The organism is Candidatus Goldiibacteriota bacterium HGW-Goldbacteria-1 (genome assembly GCA_002839855.1).
Classification (GTDB): Bacteria; Oederibacteriota; PGYV01; order PGYV01; family PGYV01; genus PGYV01.
Genome location: PGYV01000010.1, coordinates 56,710 through 75,466, shown reverse-complemented (window position 1 = coordinate 75,466; position 18,757 = coordinate 56,710). Strand labels below are relative to the sequence as shown.

16 protein-coding genes are annotated in these 18,757 nt (G+C 43.9%); all 16 read left to right on the top strand.

The genetic code is table 11. The features are described 5' to 3' along the window. The first annotated feature begins 15 nt into the window (after nucleotides 1–15). The 16 genes from CVV21_10885 to CVV21_10810 all read left to right on the top strand — a co-directional run bounded on the left by CVV21_10885 (nucleotide 16) and on the right by CVV21_10810 (nucleotide 18,678). Entirely contained in the window at nucleotides 16–2,142 is a 2,127-nt protein-coding gene (locus CVV21_10885) for a hypothetical protein (protein PKL90892.1), read from the top strand. Next, nucleotides 2,139–3,614: a UDP-N-acetylmuramoyl-L-alanyl-D-glutamate--2,6-diaminopimelate ligase gene (locus CVV21_10880; protein ID PKL90891.1), complete on the top strand. Its 1,476-nt coding sequence runs from the start codon at nucleotides 2,139–2,141 to the stop codon at nucleotides 3,612–3,614. Before CVV21_10885 ends, CVV21_10880 begins: the two co-directional genes overlap by 4 nt. Nucleotide 3,615: 1 nt before the next feature. Beyond that, nucleotides 3,616–4,944 (top strand): hypothetical protein, encoded by a 1,329-nt coding sequence (locus CVV21_10875; GenBank protein ID PKL90890.1) that lies wholly within the window; start codon nucleotides 3,616–3,618, stop codon nucleotides 4,942–4,944. Nucleotides 4,945–4,973: 29 nt separating this feature from the next. Continuing rightward, on the top strand, nucleotides 4,974–6,056 hold the full coding sequence (locus tag CVV21_10870; protein ID PKL90889.1) for a phospho-N-acetylmuramoyl-pentapeptide-transferase: 1,083 nt from the start codon (nucleotides 4,974–4,976) through the stop codon (nucleotides 6,054–6,056). A 4-nt stretch (nucleotides 6,057–6,060) separates the two neighbouring features. Continuing rightward, a complete protein-coding gene (murD, locus tag CVV21_10865; protein PKL90888.1) occupies nucleotides 6,061–7,431 on the top strand; it encodes a UDP-N-acetylmuramoyl-L-alanine--D-glutamate ligase in 1,371 nt (456 codons plus the stop codon). Beyond that, a complete protein-coding gene (ftsW, locus tag CVV21_10860; GenBank protein PKL90887.1) occupies nucleotides 7,418–8,539 on the top strand; it encodes a putative lipid II flippase FtsW in 1,122 nt (373 codons plus the stop codon). Before murD ends, ftsW begins: the two co-directional genes overlap by 14 nt. Continuing rightward, on the top strand, nucleotides 8,536–9,636 hold the full coding sequence (gene murG / locus CVV21_10855; protein PKL90886.1) for an undecaprenyldiphospho-muramoylpentapeptide beta-N-acetylglucosaminyltransferase: 1,101 nt from the start codon (nucleotides 8,536–8,538) through the stop codon (nucleotides 9,634–9,636). The genes ftsW and murG overlap by 4 nt, the downstream gene beginning before the upstream one ends. Then, entirely contained in the window at nucleotides 9,629–10,993 is a 1,365-nt protein-coding gene (locus CVV21_10850; protein ID PKL90885.1) for a UDP-N-acetylmuramate--L-alanine ligase, read from the top strand. Before murG ends, CVV21_10850 begins: the two co-directional genes overlap by 8 nt. Continuing rightward, entirely contained in the window at nucleotides 10,993–11,892 is a 900-nt protein-coding gene (locus tag CVV21_10845; GenBank protein PKL90884.1) for a UDP-N-acetylenolpyruvoylglucosamine reductase, read from the top strand. The genes CVV21_10850 and CVV21_10845 overlap by 1 nt, the downstream gene beginning before the upstream one ends. A 29-nt stretch (nucleotides 11,893–11,921) precedes the next feature. Further along, a complete protein-coding gene (locus tag CVV21_10840) occupies nucleotides 11,922–12,845 on the top strand; it encodes a D-alanine--D-alanine ligase (GenBank protein PKL90883.1) in 924 nt (307 codons plus the stop codon). Next, nucleotides 12,838–13,422 carry a hypothetical protein gene (locus CVV21_10835; protein ID PKL90882.1) on the top strand — a complete coding sequence of 195 codons (585 nt, stop codon included), beginning with the start codon at nucleotides 12,838–12,840 and terminating at the stop codon, nucleotides 13,420–13,422. Before CVV21_10840 ends, CVV21_10835 begins: the two co-directional genes overlap by 8 nt. A gap of 14 nt (nucleotides 13,423–13,436) precedes the next feature. After that, complete coding sequence (gene ftsA / locus CVV21_10830) at nucleotides 13,437–14,684, top strand: cell division protein FtsA (GenBank protein PKL90881.1); 1,248 nt, start codon at nucleotides 13,437–13,439, stop codon at nucleotides 14,682–14,684. A gap of 11 nt (nucleotides 14,685–14,695) precedes the next feature. Next, a complete protein-coding gene (gene ftsZ / locus CVV21_10825) occupies nucleotides 14,696–15,874 on the top strand; it encodes a cell division protein FtsZ (protein PKL90880.1) in 1,179 nt (392 codons plus the stop codon). 3 nt (nucleotides 15,875–15,877) lie between these two features. Next, complete coding sequence (locus tag CVV21_10820; GenBank protein ID PKL90879.1) at nucleotides 15,878–17,002, top strand: hypothetical protein; 1,125 nt, start codon at nucleotides 15,878–15,880, stop codon at nucleotides 17,000–17,002. Continuing rightward, nucleotides 16,999–17,790 (top strand): peptidoglycan editing factor PgeF, encoded by a 792-nt coding sequence (locus tag CVV21_10815; GenBank protein ID PKL90878.1) that lies wholly within the window; start codon nucleotides 16,999–17,001, stop codon nucleotides 17,788–17,790. Before CVV21_10820 ends, CVV21_10815 begins: the two co-directional genes overlap by 4 nt. A 66-nt stretch (nucleotides 17,791–17,856) precedes the next feature. Then, nucleotides 17,857–18,678, top strand: a complete 822-nt coding sequence (locus tag CVV21_10810) for a hypothetical protein (protein ID PKL90877.1) — start codon at nucleotides 17,857–17,859, stop codon at nucleotides 18,676–18,678. Nucleotides 18,679–18,757 lie beyond the last annotated feature (79 nt).

Here is an 18,757-nt window from a genome sequence, read left to right as displayed (position 1 = left end):
TAAAGGGGCAGAAGTTTGAAGCAGGGCGTTTTTTCGGAAGAAAAGAGAATAGAGCTGGTACTGGCAGTGTTTGTTTTTGTGCTTGGCGTGCTTTTTGTCCGCCTTCTCTTTCTTCAGGTAATAATGCATTCAGCTTTAAAAGACCGTGCTGATAAAGGGCAGATGTCCACTGTGAAAAAGCAGATAGGCAGGGGCGCAATATATGACAGCACCGGCAGGCAGCTTGCCATGAGTATAAAAACAGAGACTATCTGCGTCACCCCAAGAAACGTAAAACACAAAGACCGGGCAGCGGACTTTTTAAGCAAAAAACTGGGTTTAAGCAGGCAGTTTGTGCTGTCCAAACTTAAAAGCCGCAGCGGTTTTGAATATATAAAAAGAAAAGTGCCTTCTGCAACCGCGGATGAAATTCTTGATAAAAAGATTCCCGGGGTATTTTCAAGGACGGAAGAAAAAAGGTATTACCCTTACGGCGAAATAACCGCGCACATTACAGGCTTTGCAGGAACAGATAATAAAGGGCTTGAAGGCATTGAAATGGCTTATGAAAAATATATGAAAGGGAAACTTGGAAGGGAAGAAATCCGGGTGGATGCAAAAAGAAGGCCGATTTTAATCGGCAATAAGAAAATAAAAAAAGGCGAACGCGGCGCGGATATTTATACCACAATAGACGGCAATATACAGTACGCTGCATACCGACAGCTGGAAGAGACTGTGAATAAAAGCAGGGCTAAATCCGGCAGCATAATTGTTATGAATCCGGAGACAGGCGCGATTTACGCGGCTGTAAATTATCCCTCTTATGACCCTAACACCCCATCCACGGCCAATGCTGATAAAAAAAGAAACCGGATTATAACCGATATGTATGAGCCGGGTTCCACTTTTAAAATATTTACAATGGCCGCTTATCTGGAAAAGTTTCCCAATTCTGATGACGAAAAGACTTACTGCGGAATGGGTAAAGAGGTTTTTAAAATAGGGAAATATAACAGGACTATTCATGACCACGAAAAACACGGTGATTTGACCGCCACTGAAATAATAAAGGTTTCATCCAACATCGGTACGGTAAAACTGGCAATGAAACTAAAGCCGGCTGATTTGTATCAGGAATACCTGGCTTATGGTTTTGGTTCAAAGACAGGAATTGACCTTCCCGGTGAAGTTACAGGGCTTCTTAGGAACGCCAACAAATGGGACAAAGTGTCAATAACTTCTGTGCCTTACGGGCAGGAAGTTGCGGTATCATCGCTTCAGCTTGTCCGCGCGTATGCGGCTATTGCAAACGGCGGCAAACTTGTGACTCCTTACCTTATTGAAAAGATACAGAAGAACGGGCGCACGGTATACAGGCATAAAATAAAAAAACAGGACGGCCCTGCCACCGGCAGCAGGCGGGAGAAACTTGTATCAATGCTGGAAGCTGTTATGGAAAAAGACGGGTCCGGAAAGAAAGCTGCTGTGGCGGGATATCGCGTGGCGGGAAAGACAGGTACCGCGCAGAAACACAAAACGGACGGCAAAGGGTATGCGGCAAATAAGTATGTGGCGTCATTTATAGGATTTATGCCTGCGGATAATCCTAAGACGGTTACGCTGGTGACAATAGATGAACCGGAAGGGTTTATATATTATGGAGGCGACCTGGCAGGGCCGATATTCAGAAACTTAAACACCATGATGGCTTCATATTTTAAGGTGCTGCCGGATGAGACTGTTACGGCACAGGTAACAGAAAGCGGCGATAATTTTCAAACAGCAAAGATGCCGCGCATAAAAGATAAAACTTTTAACGAGGCAAAATTATTGCTTGCGGAAGAAAAAATAAAATATCAGAGGCATGGTTTTGGAAAAGTGGTCATAGCGCAGGAACCGGAACCCGGTGAAAAAATGGTATCCGGAAAATACGCGCAGATTTTTCTTGGTGATGAAAATAATGATAATAAAGAAAAAACATATATGCCGAATGTAAAGGGCATGACTGTAAGGCGTGCGATGGAAGTGTTAAGGCTCTACGGTTTGAATGCGAAATGTTCGGGAAGCGGTTTTGCCGTAAGCCAGGATCCAAAGCCGGGAGTGGCTATGAAAAAAGGCGCTGTCTGTACGGTAAGTTTTGATATGAGGGACGGCGTATGAAAATGATAACCTGCGAAAAACTTGCGGCAATGCTGGGCGGAAAAATTATATTCGGGCGCGGCTCTGTGAAAATAAGCGACGCTGAAGAAAATTCAGCCCTTGTAAAAAAGGGTTTGGCTTTCTTCTGCGTTATTGGAAGAACAACAGACGGGCACAAATACGCATCCGATGCCGCCGCGCGCGGGGCGTCCTGTATTGTGGTAAGCAGGGAAATACCGGGCTTAAAAGCCGCGTGTGTGATAAAGGTGAACGATGTAAGAGAAGCGCTGTACAAAACCGTGGATTATTTTTACGGTGAATACAGAAAAAAAGTCCGGGTAATAGGCATTACCGGTACTAAAGGCAAGACCACCACGGCTTATCTTGCGGCCGCCATGTTAAAAGAGGCAGAGGGCAAGGAACAGTCGATGATAGGGACTGTGGAATACAGGGTGGGAAAAAAGGCGGTAACATCGAATAATACCACGCCTTCCAACCTGGCAATTCACAGGATAATAAAGCAGTCGGCGATTAAAAAGATTAAATACCTGGTGATGGAAGTTTCAAGCCATGGCCTTGACCAGGACAGAATAAAGAATATAAAACTGGCCTCAGCGGTAATTACTAATGTCACCAGGGATCACTTTGATTATCACGGAAATTATGAAAATTACCTGGCTGCAAAGTTAAAGATAGTAAAGTGCATTGAAAAAAGCGGTGTTCTTATCGTTAATACGGATGACCCGGGCGCCATGAAATTTATCAGCGCGGCAAAGAAAGCCGGAATAAAAACAGCCACATGTTCGTTAAAGAAAGATGCGGATATCAGTGCTGTTGAATATTCACTGTCCCGCAGCGGTATGGATGTAAAATTATTATTAAAAAACAGGCCTGTAAGCTTAAGCTGCACGATGACGGGAGAGCACAACATAAGCAATATTATGTGTGCCATAAGCGCTGTAATAAAGTTTGCCGGAATAAACGCGGTTATAAAAGCCGTAAAGAAGTTTAAAGGCGTGGCAGGCAGGATGGAAATAGTATACGCGAAAGAGATAACGGTTATAGTGGATTTTGCGCATACCGCTGATTCCATAGAAAAAGTGCTGGAAGTGGCAAATGAAATAAAGACAGGGCGGGTAATTATGCTTTTCGGCGCGGGCGGAAATAAAGACCGCGGTAAAAGGCCAATGATGGGAGCTGCCGCCGCAAAATTGGCGGATGTTGTTGTGGTGACATCAGACAATCCCAGGATGGAAGATCCCGGCGAGATAATAAAAGACATAGCAGAGGGAATAAAGCGCAAAGACAACATTTATCTTGAACCTGACAGAAAAAAAGCCATAAGGCTTGCTGTTAATATGGCACAAAAAGAAGATATTGTAATACTGGCAGGCAAAGGGCATGAAACATATCAGGATGTTATGGGGAAAAAGACGCATTTTTCAGATCAGGAAGAGGCGCGTGCCGCTTTGAAAAAAAGAGGTAAGAAATAAGATGAGAATGAATCTAAGCGAGATATATTCGCTTTTTAACGCGTCGTTTAAAGGCGATGATAAAAAAATAGCGGGAATTACCGCGGATACAAGAAATATTAAAAAACATTATGTGTTTGTGGCGATAAAAGGCGAAAAAAATGACGGCCACGATTTTGCAGCTGAAGCTGTAAAAAAAGGCGCGATTGCATGTATTACGGAAAAAAAGATAAAAGGCGTGCCGTGTATTGTTGTTGATGACACCAAAGAGGCAATAATGAACCTTGGCAGGTATTACGCGGCCAAGTTCAATAATTTAAAGACAGCGGCGGTAACAGGCAGCAACGGTAAGACCACCACGAAAGAACTGCTTGGTGCGTTTTTACAGGAAGAATACGTTACAAAGAAAAGCGAGAAAAGTTTTAATAATTACCTTGGAGTGCCGCTTACGCTGTTTGGGCTGGAAAATGAAACCCGGGCGCTGGTACTTGAAATGGGAATGAATCACAAAGGCGAGATTAGTAAACTTGCTCAGCTGACGCCTTTAGACGCGGTGATAATAACAAACATCGGCCGCGCTCACATCGGCAATATGGGAAGTCAGGATAAGATAGCAGAGGCGAAGGCGGAAATATTTGAAGGTTTAAGAAAAGGCGGAACTGCTGTATTAAACGGCGATGACCGGTACTATAAGTTTTTAAGCGGAAAAGCAGGAAATAAGGTGATAAGTTTTGGTATGAACGCGAAAACAGATTACGCAATATCGGCGGTAAAAGAGTCAGTGACGGGAACGAAATTTTCGCTTAATAAGGTTCAGATGAGTACGAAACTTAAAGGCATTCATAATATTTATAATATAGCTGCAGCTGCTGCGGCAGCAGGAGTACTTGGCGTGGATTTAAAGAAAGTAAAAAAAGCGCTGGCAGTTTTTTCCATGAAAGGGTTAATGAGGTTTGAAGAGATAAAGTTAAAAGGCGCAAGCGTGATAAATGACAGTTATAACGCCAATCCGGACTCTTACGCGGCTTCGCTTATGTCTTTAAAACAGATGAAAAGAAAGAACCTTGTGATAGTGTCAGGGGATATGCTGGAACTTGGGAAAAATTCACCTGCAATGCACAGGGAAATAGGAGCAAAGATAGCGCGGATTAAGCCTTCGGCGCTTCTTATATACGGGCGTTTTGCCCGTGACGTGGAGAAAGGTTATGTTAAAGGCAATAAAAAAAAGAAGGCTGTGTGTTTTACTGACAGGCAGGAATTAAAGAAAGCCCTTGTACCGTACCTTAAAAAGGGAAATACAGTTTTCCTTAAAGGTTCAAGGGGAAATAAACTTGAAGAGATAATTAAATAAAATAACTTTAAGAAAAGGAAGTGCCGCACATGTTTTATCATTTGATATACCCGCTTAGCGCGCAGTTTTCCGCGCTTAATGTTTTCAGGTATATTACGGTAAGGTCGGCTTTCGCCGCTATCACGGCTTTTCTTATTACCGTGATTATAGGCAAATTCGTAATCAGGATGCTGCGCCAAATGAAGATTGGCCAGGTAGTCAGGCAGGACGGTCCTAAAAAACACCTTGAAAAACAGGGTACGCCGACTATGGGCGGCATTATGATTCTTTTTTCCGTGCTTGTTTCCATGCTTCTTTGGGGCAGGTTTGACAATGAATATGTATATATGACCCTTTTTGCCGCACTGTGGTTCGGCGGGATAGGGCTTCTTGATGATATGTTAAAACTTAAAATAGGAACTAAAGGATTAAGCGGGCAGTGGAAACTTGTGCTGCAGTTTGCAGGGGCGTTTGCCATCACCGCGTTTTATCTTCATCTGGAAGGGGATAAAGTTTACGCCGCGCAGGTGGCGCTTCCATTTATAAAGCAGGTTCTGGTTCTGCCATTCTGGGCGTATTTCATCTTTGGAGGAATTCTTATCTCCGGCTGGTCTAACGCGGTTAACCTTACGGACGGCCTTGACGGGCTGGCAAGCGGGCTGGCATTGTTTGTATTCGCAGCGCTTGTGGTGCTTGCGTATATAATAGGAAACATGAATTTCTCCTCTTACCTTATCCTTACCCATGTTCCGAAAGCCGGCGAACTTGCGGTCTTTGGAGCGGCTTTTGCCGGCGCTTTGCTTGGTTTTTTGTGGTTTAACTCTTATCCGGCTGAAGTTTTTATGGGTGATGTCGGCGCCCTTATGCTGGGCGGTGTAATAGGCACGATAGCAATGCTTATAAAACAGGAAATACTGCTTCTGATACTTGGCCTTGTTTTTGTGGCAGAGGTGCTGTCTGTGATTCTTCAGGTGACATCTTTTAAACTTACCAAAAAGAGAATATTTAGAATGGCGCCATTGCACCACCATTTTCAGCTTAAAGGGATATCTGAACCGAAAATCATAGTGCGTTTCTGGATAGCGGCGGTAATTGTGCTGCTGTTCACGTTAAGCACGCTGAAGATAAGGTGACGTTATGAACATTGACGGAAAAAATATTGTTGTGCTTGGCGCGGGCAAAAGCGGTATTTCAGCGGCTGTGCTTGCAAAAAAGAAAGGCGCCGCAAAAGTGGTTTTAAGCGATGTTAAACCAAAGGCTAAGATGGAACAGGATGTGTTAAACCTGGAAACTTTGGGAATAGAGATAGAGGCGGGCGGCCATGGCAATGAAACCGTTTTAAACGCCGATATAATAGTGGTAAGCCCCGGAGTGCCGCTTGCGGGTGAATGGTTTGAAATGGCCAAAAGGCATAATAAAGAGGTAACCGGTGAAATAGAATTTGCGTACCGTTTTATGGAAAAGGGGACAAAGATAATTGGTATTACCGGAACAAACGGCAAAACAACAGTTACAACGCTTACTGATGAAATATTCAAGGCGCAGCTGGGAGACAAAGCCGCGCTGGCAGGAAATATAGGAATTCCCTTCTGTGATGTGGTGTGTTCTAAGACGGGATATACGCACGTGGTAATGGAGATAAGCAGTTTTCAGCTGGATACAATAAAGGAATTTAAAACTGATGCGGCCGTGATACTTAATATAACTGATGACCACATGGACAGGTATGATTCCATGCAGGCGTACGCGGAGTCCAAGGCAAGAATTTTTTTAAATCATACCGCGCAGGACGTCCTGGTATTAAACAGGCATGACAGGTTTACGGAAATTATGGCGTCCATGTCAAAGTCGCGTAAGGTATATTTTTCAGCTTACGCGGAGTCTGATGATTGTTATTTTTTCGGTGAAAACGCTTATTTTAAAAAGATAAACGGCAGGAAAGAAAAACTGTTTGATGCTGAAGGCGTGAAACTATTGGGTAAACATAACGTTGAAAATATTCTGGCGTGCCTGGCTTTGGCGGAAGTTTGCGGCCTTGATATGAATAAAGCGGCGGAAACCATTAAAAACTTTAAAGGGCTTCCGCACAGGATTGAATTCGTGGCAGAGGTAAACGGGAAGAAGTTTTATGATGATTCAAAAGGAACCAATGTGGACGCTGTAATACGCGCGCTTGAAACTTTTAAACAACCGCTGGCGCTTATACTGGGCGGCAGGGAAAAGAATACGGATTTTGAACAGTTAAAAAAAGTACTGCCGGGTAATGTTAAAGCAATAATTGCTTTGGGTGAAAACAGGGACAAAATAGAAGGTATATTTGGCGGCTTATTACCCGTTACAAAGTGCGCCTCTATGGAAGAAGCGGTTAACGCCGGCTATGCGCTTGATGTGGAAGTGGTGTTATTATCCCCCGCGTGCGCAAGTTTTGACCTTTTCAAAAGCTATGGGCACAGGGGCGATGAGTTTAAAAAATATGTTTTAAAGGCGGCTGATAATGGCAAAGGTTAATGCCAAAGCAAAAGCGCTGGACAGGGTTGACCCGGTCCTTTTAATAGATGTGCTGGTACTTACATTGCTGGGGCTTATCATGGTTTACAGCGCAAGTTCTGTTGTAAGTTATGAAGACTACGGCGATTCAGCATATTTTTTTAAAAAACAGCTTGTGTGGGCGTTTTTAGGCATAATAGCGGCCGGTTTTTTTATGGTATATGAGCCTGAAAAAATGAAAAAGTTTATTCCGTTTCTGCTGTTTGTATTTGTGATTATGCTTTTTATGGTGCACGTACCGGGATTTGGAAAAAAAGCAGGCGGTGCGGTGCGATGGCTTAAACTGCCCGGGCTTCCGCAGATACAGCCTTTTGAATTTGTTAAGCTGTTTTACGCCATGTATCTGGCGTTTTTATTCAGTGATGTAAAGACGCCGTTTAAAAAGATTTTCATAAAATCAATTGTGGTTACCGCGGCCGTATGTTTTGGCCTTATACTGCAGCGCGACCTTGGCGGTACGTTCATAATAATGGCGCTTTTTATAATTATGACGCTTATTTCAGGGGCGCCTTTGAAGATTTTCGCGGTTACTATTCCTGCCGCGGTGTTTGTGGTTGTGGCGATGATTGTTGTGGAACCATACAGGGTAAAAAGGATGTTTGTATATCTTGACCCGTGGAAAGATTATTTTGGAGCCGGCTGGCAGACAGCGCAGTCGCTTATAGCTATAGGCACCGGAGGCATATTTGGAATGGGACTTTCGCAGGGGCAGCAGAAGTTTCTATATCTGCCCACTCCGCATACGGACTATATATATTCAATAGTAGGTGAAGAGACCGGATTCATAGGCGCGGCACTTGTAGCTGTAATGTTTTTCATATTTCTATGGAGGGGAAGCGCCATTGCAATAAATGCCAAAGACAGGTTTTTAAAACTTCTTGCGTGCGCCGTGACTTTTATGATAGGCGTCCAGGCTTTTACCAATATGGGCGTGGCAACAGGCATACTGCCTCCGAAAGGCACTACGCTGCCATTTTTCAGCGCGGGAGGCTCATCGCTTCTTGTTTCTCTTATGGCAGCGGGAATACTGCTTGGCGTATCCCGTAAAGTTTTTGGTGAGGGTAAATGAAGATAATTTTTGCCTGCGGCGGTACGGGCGGGCACATATATCCGGCGCTGGCGGTTGCCGAAGATTTGATAAAGCAAGTGCAAAACGCAGAAGTGCTTTTTGCGGGCAATAAAAGCGGAATGGAAGCTTCAATAATCCCGCAGAGAGGTTATGATTTTAAGGGAATAGAAGCAAGGCCCCTGATAAGAAAGTTTACTTTTAAGAATATTGTAAACGGGGTTCTTGTAATAAAGTCGCTCTTTGACGCGTTAAAAATAGTGAATCAATTCAGGCCGGATATGGTGGTGGGAACAGGAGGCTTTGCTTCTTTTCCTTTTGTGCTGTCAGCGGCCTTAACCGGCAGGAAGACGCTTATACACGAACCGAATGTATATCCGGGGCTGGCAAACAGAATGCTTGCCGCGGCCGCGTCTGCCGTGACGGTTGGTTTTATGGAAACAAAAAAATATTTTCCGGCAAAAAAGGCTTCTGTGACAGGCAACCCTGTCAGGGAAGGGATAATAAAAGCGGATAAAGCAGAAGGCTACACGGAATTTGAACTTGACCCGGCGAAAAAAGTGCTTCTTATCATGCCGGGCAGCAGGGCGGCAAAGAAAATTAACAGGGTTATTGAAGAGGCTTTGCCGGAAATTGAAAAACAGCTCGCGGATTTACAGCTTCTGTGGATGTGCGGCGATGAAGATTATGTAAGGCTTGAAGAAACTGTTAAGAAATACAAAATAAAAATAAAGCTCTTAAAATTTATAAATAAAGCGGAGCTTGCGTACGCGGCAGCGGACGCGGGTGTGTTAAGGGCCGGCGCGGGAACACTGACAGAGATAACGGCGTGCGGCCTGCCTTCGGTGCTTGTGCCTTACCCGCACGCGACAGGCAATCATCAGGAAAAGAACGCCGTATCTTTTGCGCAAAGGCAGGCGGCGCTTGTGATAAAAGACAGCGCGCTGAATGTAATAACGCTTATGGAAAATTTAAAAAAGGTTTTGGATGTGAAATTTGCGGCATCAATGCGTGAAAAACTTTTAAGTTCTTACGCGGGCAACGGCGCGGAAAATATAACGCGGATTATATTGAAGATAACAGGAGAGTTACATGGCTGAAACAGTAAAAAGGATACATTTTGTAGGCGTCGGCGGGTCAGGGATGAACGGCCTGGCGGAAATATTCATTAATATGGGCTATTCGGTCAGCGGTTCGGACGCCAAAGAGTCTGACACCACAATGCGTATTAAATCCATGGGCGGGAAAGTATTTTTAGGCCATGATAAAAAGAATGTTAAAAACGCGCAGGTGCTTGTGTACAGCAATGCGGTGCCGGAAACAAATCCGGAAATAACCGAAGCCAGAAGGATGAAAATTCCGGTTATTCCGCGCGCGGTAATGCTTAACGAAGTAATGAGGCTTAAAAAAGGCGTGGCAATAGCAGGGTCGCACGGCAAAACCACCACCACTTCCATGCTTGCCGGAATATTTGAAGAAGCCGGACTTGACCCCACTTTTGTAGTGGGCGGGCTTGTAAAATCAAAAGGCGCGCATGCCAAAGCGGGAAAAGGCGAGTATGTAATTGCGGAAGCGTGTGAGGCGTTCGGATCGTTCCTTCACCTGAACCCCGTGATATGCGGAGTTACAAACATAGATAATGACCATATGGATTACTATAAAAGAATGGATAACTTAAAACAGGCTTTCGTGCAGTTTATAAATAAGACGCCTTTTTTTGGCGCGGCTTATCTTAACGGCGATGACAAAAATGTAAGGGATATTGAAAGTGAAATATACGTGAAAAAAGTGTTTTTCGGCACAAAACGCGATAATGATGTGGTTATAAGCAATATAAAGGTAAAAGGTTTTTCACAGACTTTTGAAATAACTTTTGAAAAGAAAAAACTGGGTGTGTTTACACTGAACATACCCGGAAGCCATAATGTTATGAATGCGGCGCTGTGTATCTCTATCGCTTACGGGCAGGGAATAAAGCCGGCGGTCATTAAAAAAGCCCTTGCCGGATTCCAGAACGTGCAGAGAAGGTTTAATGTTTATCTGAATAAACTTTTTACTGTGGTGGATGATTACGCTCACCATCCTGCGGAAATAGCAAAGACGCTGGAAACAGCCAGGGTTGTGGCAGGAAAGAAAAAAGTGATAGCGGTTTTTCAGCCGCATCTCTTTTCGCGCACTCAGTTTCATTATCTTGATTTTGCAAAGTCATTATCTCTGGCGGACGTGGTGGTGCTGGATTCAATTTATCCGTCAAGGGAAGCGCCGGTACCCGGTGTTACCAGCCAGCTTATACTGGACGCAATGGCAGAGTCGGGTTATAAAAATGTTTATTATGAAAAAAACTGGGAAGCAATAGTTAACAGGGTAATGGGCATTGTAAAAAAAGGCGACTATGTGATGTTAATGGGAGCCGGAAACGTGAATCAGATACAAAAACTCCTTGAAAGGGAGGCTTAATGAATTCTCTGCGCAGGCAGTTATCAGAGGCGGGAATTGAGCTTTTTGCGGACTTTGCCGTGAAAGAGCTTTCATATTTTAAAATAGGCGGCAAAGCCGCTTTGTTTGTAATTCCGCGTTCTGAAAAAGAAGTAAGCGCCGTGATTAAGGCGTGCAAATCTCACGGTATGCCATTTATGGCTGTCGGCTGTATGTCAAATATGGTTATAAAGGACGGCAGAATTAATAAGGTTTTTATATCGCTGAAAAACGGCTTTTCACACATTGAAAAAAAAGGCGCATCCGGTATTTTTGCGGGTGCCGGCGCTACTATTGAAGAACTTATGGAATTTGCCGCGAAGAACGGCCTGTCGGGAATGGAATTCATGTCCGGTATCCCCGGTTCTGTGGGCGGCGCCGCGTATATGAACGCGGGGGCTTTTGGAAAATCGTTCGCGGAAGTGATAGATGTGGTTCATGTTGCGGGCGCGGGCAGCGCTTTGACAAAGGTTAAATCCTGTAAAAAGGTGTTTTCATACAGAAAAAGCATATTCATGAAAAAAGAGTGCGTGATAACAGGTGTGGAATTGAAACTGAAAAAAAGCACGCCTGCGAAGGTGAAAAAAGAGGTAAGCCGCATAATAGAACTGCGGAAAGCGAAACATCCGCAGGAACCAAGCGCCGGAAGTTATTTTAAGAATAAGTTTCCGGAATATGTGGCAGGGCGCGTGATTGAAGAATGCGGGCTTAAAGGCAAACAGATAGGCGGCGCGGCAGTATCAGAAAAGCACGCTAACTTTATAATAAATAAAGGCAATGCCAGATTTAATGATGTGGTAAAACTTGCGGATTATGTAAAAAAGACAGTGCTTAAGAAAAAAGGAATCCGCCTTGAAGAGGAAGTCAGGTACATAAGATAGCATCAAGTTAAAATATTTATGGAGATATTATGAAAAAGGCAGATTTAAAAAAGCTTAAGATTGTGGTTTTAAAAGGCGGGCTTTCAAAAGAACGCAAAGTTTCGCTTTTAACAGGCGCGGGCATTGCCGCTGCGTTAAGGGCAAACGGGCATAACGTAACAGAGATAGATATTAATAAAAGGGATTTTTCGTCTGTTATAAACGCGAAACCTGATGTGGTTGTTAACGGCCTGCACGGGACTTACGGTGAAGACGGGATAGTACAGGGCATTCTTGAATTTTACAAAATACCCTATACAGGGTGCGGCGTGCTTGCTTCCGCGCTTGTGATGGATAAGGTTAAATCAAAAGAGATAATGTTAAGCAATAATATCCCGACCCCCGCGTTTCAGGTACTGGATAAAAAAAATGGGCCGGGAAGCTTGAAACTGAAATATCCGCTTTATTTTAAACCCGTGGATAACGGTTCTTCGGTCGGAGTTTTTTTGGTGAAAAATAGTAAAGAGGCGCAGGCCGCAATAAAGTCTGTCCTGAAAATAGGAAGGGCAGTTTTAGTGGAAGAATATATAAAGGGCGTGGAAATATCGCTTCCGGTTTTAAACGGGAAAGTGCTGCCGGTAATAGAAATAGTGCCGCAGAATGAATTTTACGATTATGACGCAAAATACACGGCAGGCAAATCCACGCATATAATACCGGCAAGGCTTTCGAAAAAAGACATGGAAAACGCGAAACAAACCGCTTTAAAAGTCGCGTCCGCCCTGATGTGCGAGGAATACGTAAGGGTGGATATAATAGTAAGCAAAGGCGTGCCATACGTACTTGAAGCAAATACGCTTCCCGGAATGACACCCACAAGCCTTTTTCCGGAATCCGCCAAAGCTGCGGGCATAAGTTTTTATCAGCTGCTTTTGATATTAATAGAAGGAGCGTTAAAAAAGAAGAATGTATAAAAGAAAACAATTTATGGCCAGAAGGGTTAACACAGCGGGCGCTGTTGCGCTTAAAAACGGCTTTAAGAATGCTGTTTTGGGCGGCGTGCTTATAGTAATGCTGTTATTTGCCGGCACCAGGATAATAGGTTATGCGGCAAAAAATTTCAGGCTTCCGGAAATGCCGCAGATTACGTCTCCTTTTGCGCAGCAGAAGTATCTTGTAATGACGTCCGGAGGGCTTTTTGTTTTAAATTCAACGGGCAGCCTTAAACCTGTTGATGATGCCGAAGAAAGGCATGACCTTCCCGTGCTTACTGGAATTTCGGCGGATACTAAAAATACGGCATATAAAAAAGCTTTAAAGTCGGTATTAAGGCTGTCATCATCAGGGCTTGAAGGTATATCAGAAATAAATATTAAAAATCCGGAAATGATAGTAATGATAACAATGGACGGAAAAAAAGTTATCGCGGGCAATGACCTGGATAACGCGAAGTTAAGCAACCTTGCCCTTGTGATAAAAAAAGCGGGCGGGATGAATAAAAAATACTCTGTCATAGATATGCGTTACAAAGACAGGGTGATAATCAGATGAAGGGGCGTGAATAAATGGGATCATCAAATGACGGGCATATTGTAGCCGCGGTTGACATCGGAACCACAAAGGTGTGTACGGTTGTCGCGGAAATCAGGGAGAACGAAATAAATGTAATAGGCACAGGCTGGGAGGAAAATAAAGGCGTTTCCAAAGGCAACGTTGTAAATATCGCCGACACTTCCGACGCCATAAGAAAGTCCCTGATGAAAGCTGAACAGATGGCAAGCGTGAAAGTTAATTCTGTGGTCGCGTCTGTTTCCGGGAAAAATATTGCAGGAATAAAAGGTCACGGCATGACGTCGCTTTCCCACAGCAAACAGAAAGAGATTACTGAAGCTGACAAGGACAGGGCAATTGAAGGCGCTACAAGCGTGCCTATGTCGCATGACATGGAAGTGCTGCACGTAATTCCAACGCAGTATATTGTTGATTCGCAGGATGAAATAAAGAACCCGATAGGAATGACCGGGCTTAAGCTTGAAGTGGATGCGTACATAATTACAGGGTCGGTGACCGCTATAGATAACGTAAGAAAAGTTATAAGCAAGGCCGGCTACAGCACGGAAGATGTAGTACTTCAGTCAATAGCCTCTTCAGAAGCAGTGCTTTACGCTGATGAAAAAGATATCGGAGTCCTGCTTGTGGATATAGGCGGAGGCACCACCGATTTGGCTATATATCAGAAAGACGCGCTGAAATTTGTAAAGGTTATTCCCGTGGGCGGTAACCTTATAACATCTGACCTTGTGACGCTTCTTCAGACCACAAAGACAAACGCGGAAGAAATTAAGAAAAAACACGGGCTGGTTTATCCCGAAGACGCGGCAGAAGATGAAATGGTTGATGTGCCGGATATGGGAAGCAATAAAGTGACACAGGTTTCCCGCAGGCAGCTTGCAAGCTATATTCAGGCGCGCGTAAAGGAACTTGTGGAATTTGTGCAGATAGAACTTGAAAAAGAGGGTATTGAAAAAGGGCAGTATAGCGGCGGTGTTGTAATAACAGGCGGCACAGCGCAGTTAAACGGCATAGAACGCATGTTCAGGGAACAGATGAATGTAAGGGCGCGCGTGGGAGTGCCCATTAAAGAAAAGATAGTGGGCCTTTATGACATTGTCAGCCAGCCGGAATATTCCACGGCAGTAGGGCTTGTGGGTTATTACGTAAACGAAAGCGGATTAAACAACCACTTTTTAAAGAAAAAAAGCGGCGACAGCATATGGCAAATAATTAAAAATCTGATAAGCGAATATATATAAGGAGGCGCAGCATGGATGCACTGAAATTTGAACTTGTAGGGGATGAAGAAACAGCCGGAGAAAGGGTGGGGGCAATAATAAAGGTGGTGGGTGTCGGAGGATGCGGATGTAACATTGTTAACGCAATGTCGGAAATGGGCGTGCGTGACGCGGACTTAATCGCTGTCAACACCGACATTCAGTCGTTAAGGCGTGTCAATGTGGCGGACAAAGTTCAGATTGGAAGGATGTTAACGGGAGGCAGGGGCGCCGGAAGCAATCCTGAACAGGGAGAACGCGCCGCGGAAGAAGACAGGGAATACATTGCAAATATGCTGCGCGGAACAGACCTGCTTTTTATAGCAGCGGGGCTGGGCGGCGGCACCGGAAGCGGAGCAGCGCCGGTAATTGCGGAAATAGCGCGTGAACTGGACATAATGACCGTGGCTGTTGTAATTACTCCGTTTAAGATGGAAATGAAAAACGCCGGCAAGCAGCATATAGTTGAAACGTCAATGAAAAGGCTTAAAGAAAAAGTAAATAATATAATTGCTATTCCAAATGACAGGATATTTCAGGCGTGCGACAAACAGATGCCGGTCACCACAGCGTACATGGAAGTTAACCGCGCCCTTGTAAATATTATAAACGGGATGGTTTACATGATATCCAAAACCGGATATCAAAATATTGATTTTGAAGATGTAAAGACAGCTTTAAAATCAGACGGAGATGTTTTTCTTGGTATCGGCAGGGCGGGCGGCACGGATAAAATTAAAAAAGCGTTTGAAAAAGCAATGAACGACCCGTTCACGGGCAACGCGCTGTTAAACGGAGCCAAGAATATACTTGTTAATTTTGCGGGGTGCATTAATTTAAATGAACTGCAGGAAATAGACAACCTTAACAAAATGACGGGTGAAAACGCGTTTGTGAAATATGGTATGGTAAATGACGAGGAACTGGGAGATGAAATAGAGGTAATTGTGCTTGTAACGGGAATCAAAGAAATGGAAGAGGTTAAAGAATGTGCACAGGCGCCTAAAGTTCAGGAACAGCCCGAAATGAGGCAGGAACATGAATCAAGGAACAGTTCGCGCAATGTGGCGGCGTGGTCAAGAAAAGCGTATGAAGGGTCTTATGAAGATGTGGACAGGCCCACCTATCAGAGAATGATGGAAACACGCATGTATGAAAAAAGGCTTCAGTAAAATATGTTAAAAAAAATACTCCTGCCGGTACTGCTCTTTTTAACGGCAGGGGTATGTTTTGCGGAAGAACTTGTAAGTTTAAAATACCTTTTAAGAGAGACAAATACTGATTACACCGCTGACTGGGACCGCGGCTTTATAACCGTGGGCGGCGGCAATAAAGAAGTAAAAATTGTTTTAAATTACCCTTACATAAAATCCGGGAATAAGTTAATCCGCGTTGATACTCCTCCTTTTGTGAACGGGGCAAATGTTTTTTTAAGCCAGAGGACTTTTGATGAAATAACTAAGGTATTGGGTGAAGTAAAACAAAGGCCTGCTGAAACTGCATTATTACCCACAGCTGTTCCAACTTCTTCAAAGGCTGTATCAATACCTGTATCCGCGGCTACGGCTACTGCTGCCGTAAATACAGCTGCGGCTGATGAAATAAGGATAGTGGAAGAGACTGTAAAAAAATCCGGTAAGAAAAAGAAAGAAGGGCCTTTCATCATAATAATTGACCCCGGCCACGGCGGCAATGACCCCGGTGCCATCGGCCCCGCGGGATTATATGAAAAAGATGTCGTTTTGGATGTCGGGTTAAAGCTAAGAGAACAGCTTAAAAAGAATAAAGACCTGAAGATTCTGATGACACGCGAAAAAGATATTTTCATTCCGCTTAAAGACAGGGCGGAATTTGCCAACAAAAATAAAGCCGATCTTTTTATCAGTATTCATTGTAACGCGGCGCGCAACCGCGGAGTGCAGGGCACAAGAAGCTATATATACAGCAGGACTGCGTCTTCACGGGAAGCCGCGGAAGCCGCGAAATTTGAAAACAGCAGGGGCGGTTCTTTTGACATGCTGTTAAGCGATCTAAAAAAAGGCGCCTTTGAATATTTAAGTATAGAATCGGCGGGTTATATTCAAAGCAGCCTGGTGAAAAAACTTAAATTAAAATGGCTGCCCACGGAACGCGCGCCTTTTTATGTGCTGGCTAAAACAGCTATGCCTTCCGTTCTGGTGGAATGCGCTTTTATATCAAATAAAGAAGAGGAAAAAAAGCTTGCGGACGAACAATTCAGAAGTTCCGTGGCTTTAGGAATTTATACAGGCGTGCTTGATTACCTGGAAAGGGTGCTATGAACAAAAATTTTGAATTATATCCCAAGAACCAGATGCTTTTTATAAGAAATAAAGTAATCAATAAGACGGGTTTGTTTTATGAAGCGTTTACCACAAGAACCGGCGGTGAAAGTGAAGGCGTGTATGCAAGCCTGAATACGGGTTTTAATTCGCTGGACAGCCATAAAAGAGTTGTAAAAAATATTGATAAGGTTAAACGCGCGCTTCATATTGATAAAATTTACGCGCCTGTACAGGTGCATGGTGATAATGTCTGCGTCATAACGCCGGAAAACAGGACTTATGTAACGGATACTGAATGTGACGCTTTGATTACCGATGAAAAGGGTTATGCCATCGCGGTGCGTGCCGCTGACTGCGTGACAAGCGTCATCGCGTGCCCTGATAAAAAAGTGATAGCGGCTGTACACACAGGCTGGCGCGGGGTGGCAAACAAACTGATTTTAAAAACTGCCATGATAATGATAAATGAATTTAAATGCTCGCCGGAGCACATGCTTGTTTCCATGTCGCCGGCAATAGCGCCCAAGTCTTTTGCAGTGGGCCCGGAAGTCTATGAAAATCTGCAGAAAGACCCGTTATTCAGCAAAATATTCAAAGAAAAAAAGATAGGAACAACAATGAACATGTGGCAGGGAAACAAAAACCTGCTGTTATCGTGCGGGGTAAAAGAAGAAAATATATTCATAAATGAAATGGATACTTTCACGCACAGTAAGATGTTTTACAGCTACCGGCGTGACGGCAAAGAAACCGGCAGAATGATGTATCTGATAGGTATTAAATAAAAGACAAAACATATTTTCTGCCTGTCTGGTATAATTAATAAAAGTAAAAAACAATAAACAGAGGTAATGATGGCAGACCAAGAAAAACAGAGCCTGCAGGAAACGACAAAAAACCCGCAGGTAATAGACCGCAGGCTTGGCGATGAATGGGCTGGGTGGGTTGGCGATTTATCAGGATATGAAAAAGAGATAAAAGAGGGAAAGGAGCTGTTTTTATCCTTTTACTTTGCGGCGCTTCTTTTTTTAACGTCAGCGGCCATGTTTGCCTATTATATGATAGCGCCAAGGCTGAATCAGTGGAATCCTATTGTTGACCTTCTTGTGATGAAGATATTAATAGTAATACTTGCAGCGCTATATATATGGTCTTTTTTACTTTTAGTTTCGGTAAGTTTCAATTTTGCGGTGCTGCCATTTGCCCGTAAAAACGGGCTTCACATTGAATGGATTTACCCTGTAGTTTACAAAATCGGAGCTTTTTTTAAAATATCAAAAGACAGAATAGGGCACTCCCTTGTTGAAGTAAATAACGCGCTTGTATATGCAACGCGTAAAAAATTTAAAAGCCAGAATCTGCTTGTTCTGCTTCCGCGCTGCCTTGATAAAGAGACGCGCCTTAAAGCCGCGGAGCTGACGGAGAAATATAAAGTTACTTCTTTTACCGCGACAGGCGGTTCTTCCGCAAGGCAGATGATAAAAAAAGTTAAGCCGGATGCCATAATAGGGGTGGCGTGTGAACGCGACCTTATAGCCGGAATGTCAGATACCCCGGGTTCTATAACTGTGGTAGGCATCCCAAACAAGCGCCCTTTCGGGCCGTGCAAAGATACAGCAATTGACACAGAAGCCCTTGAAAACACAATCAAGTTTCTCCTTAAAATATCTTAAAACCTCCAAACCTTTAACCGTATTTACCGGTCAAATATCTGCGGTTATATGTATATTTATTTACGCCTTATAACGGTTT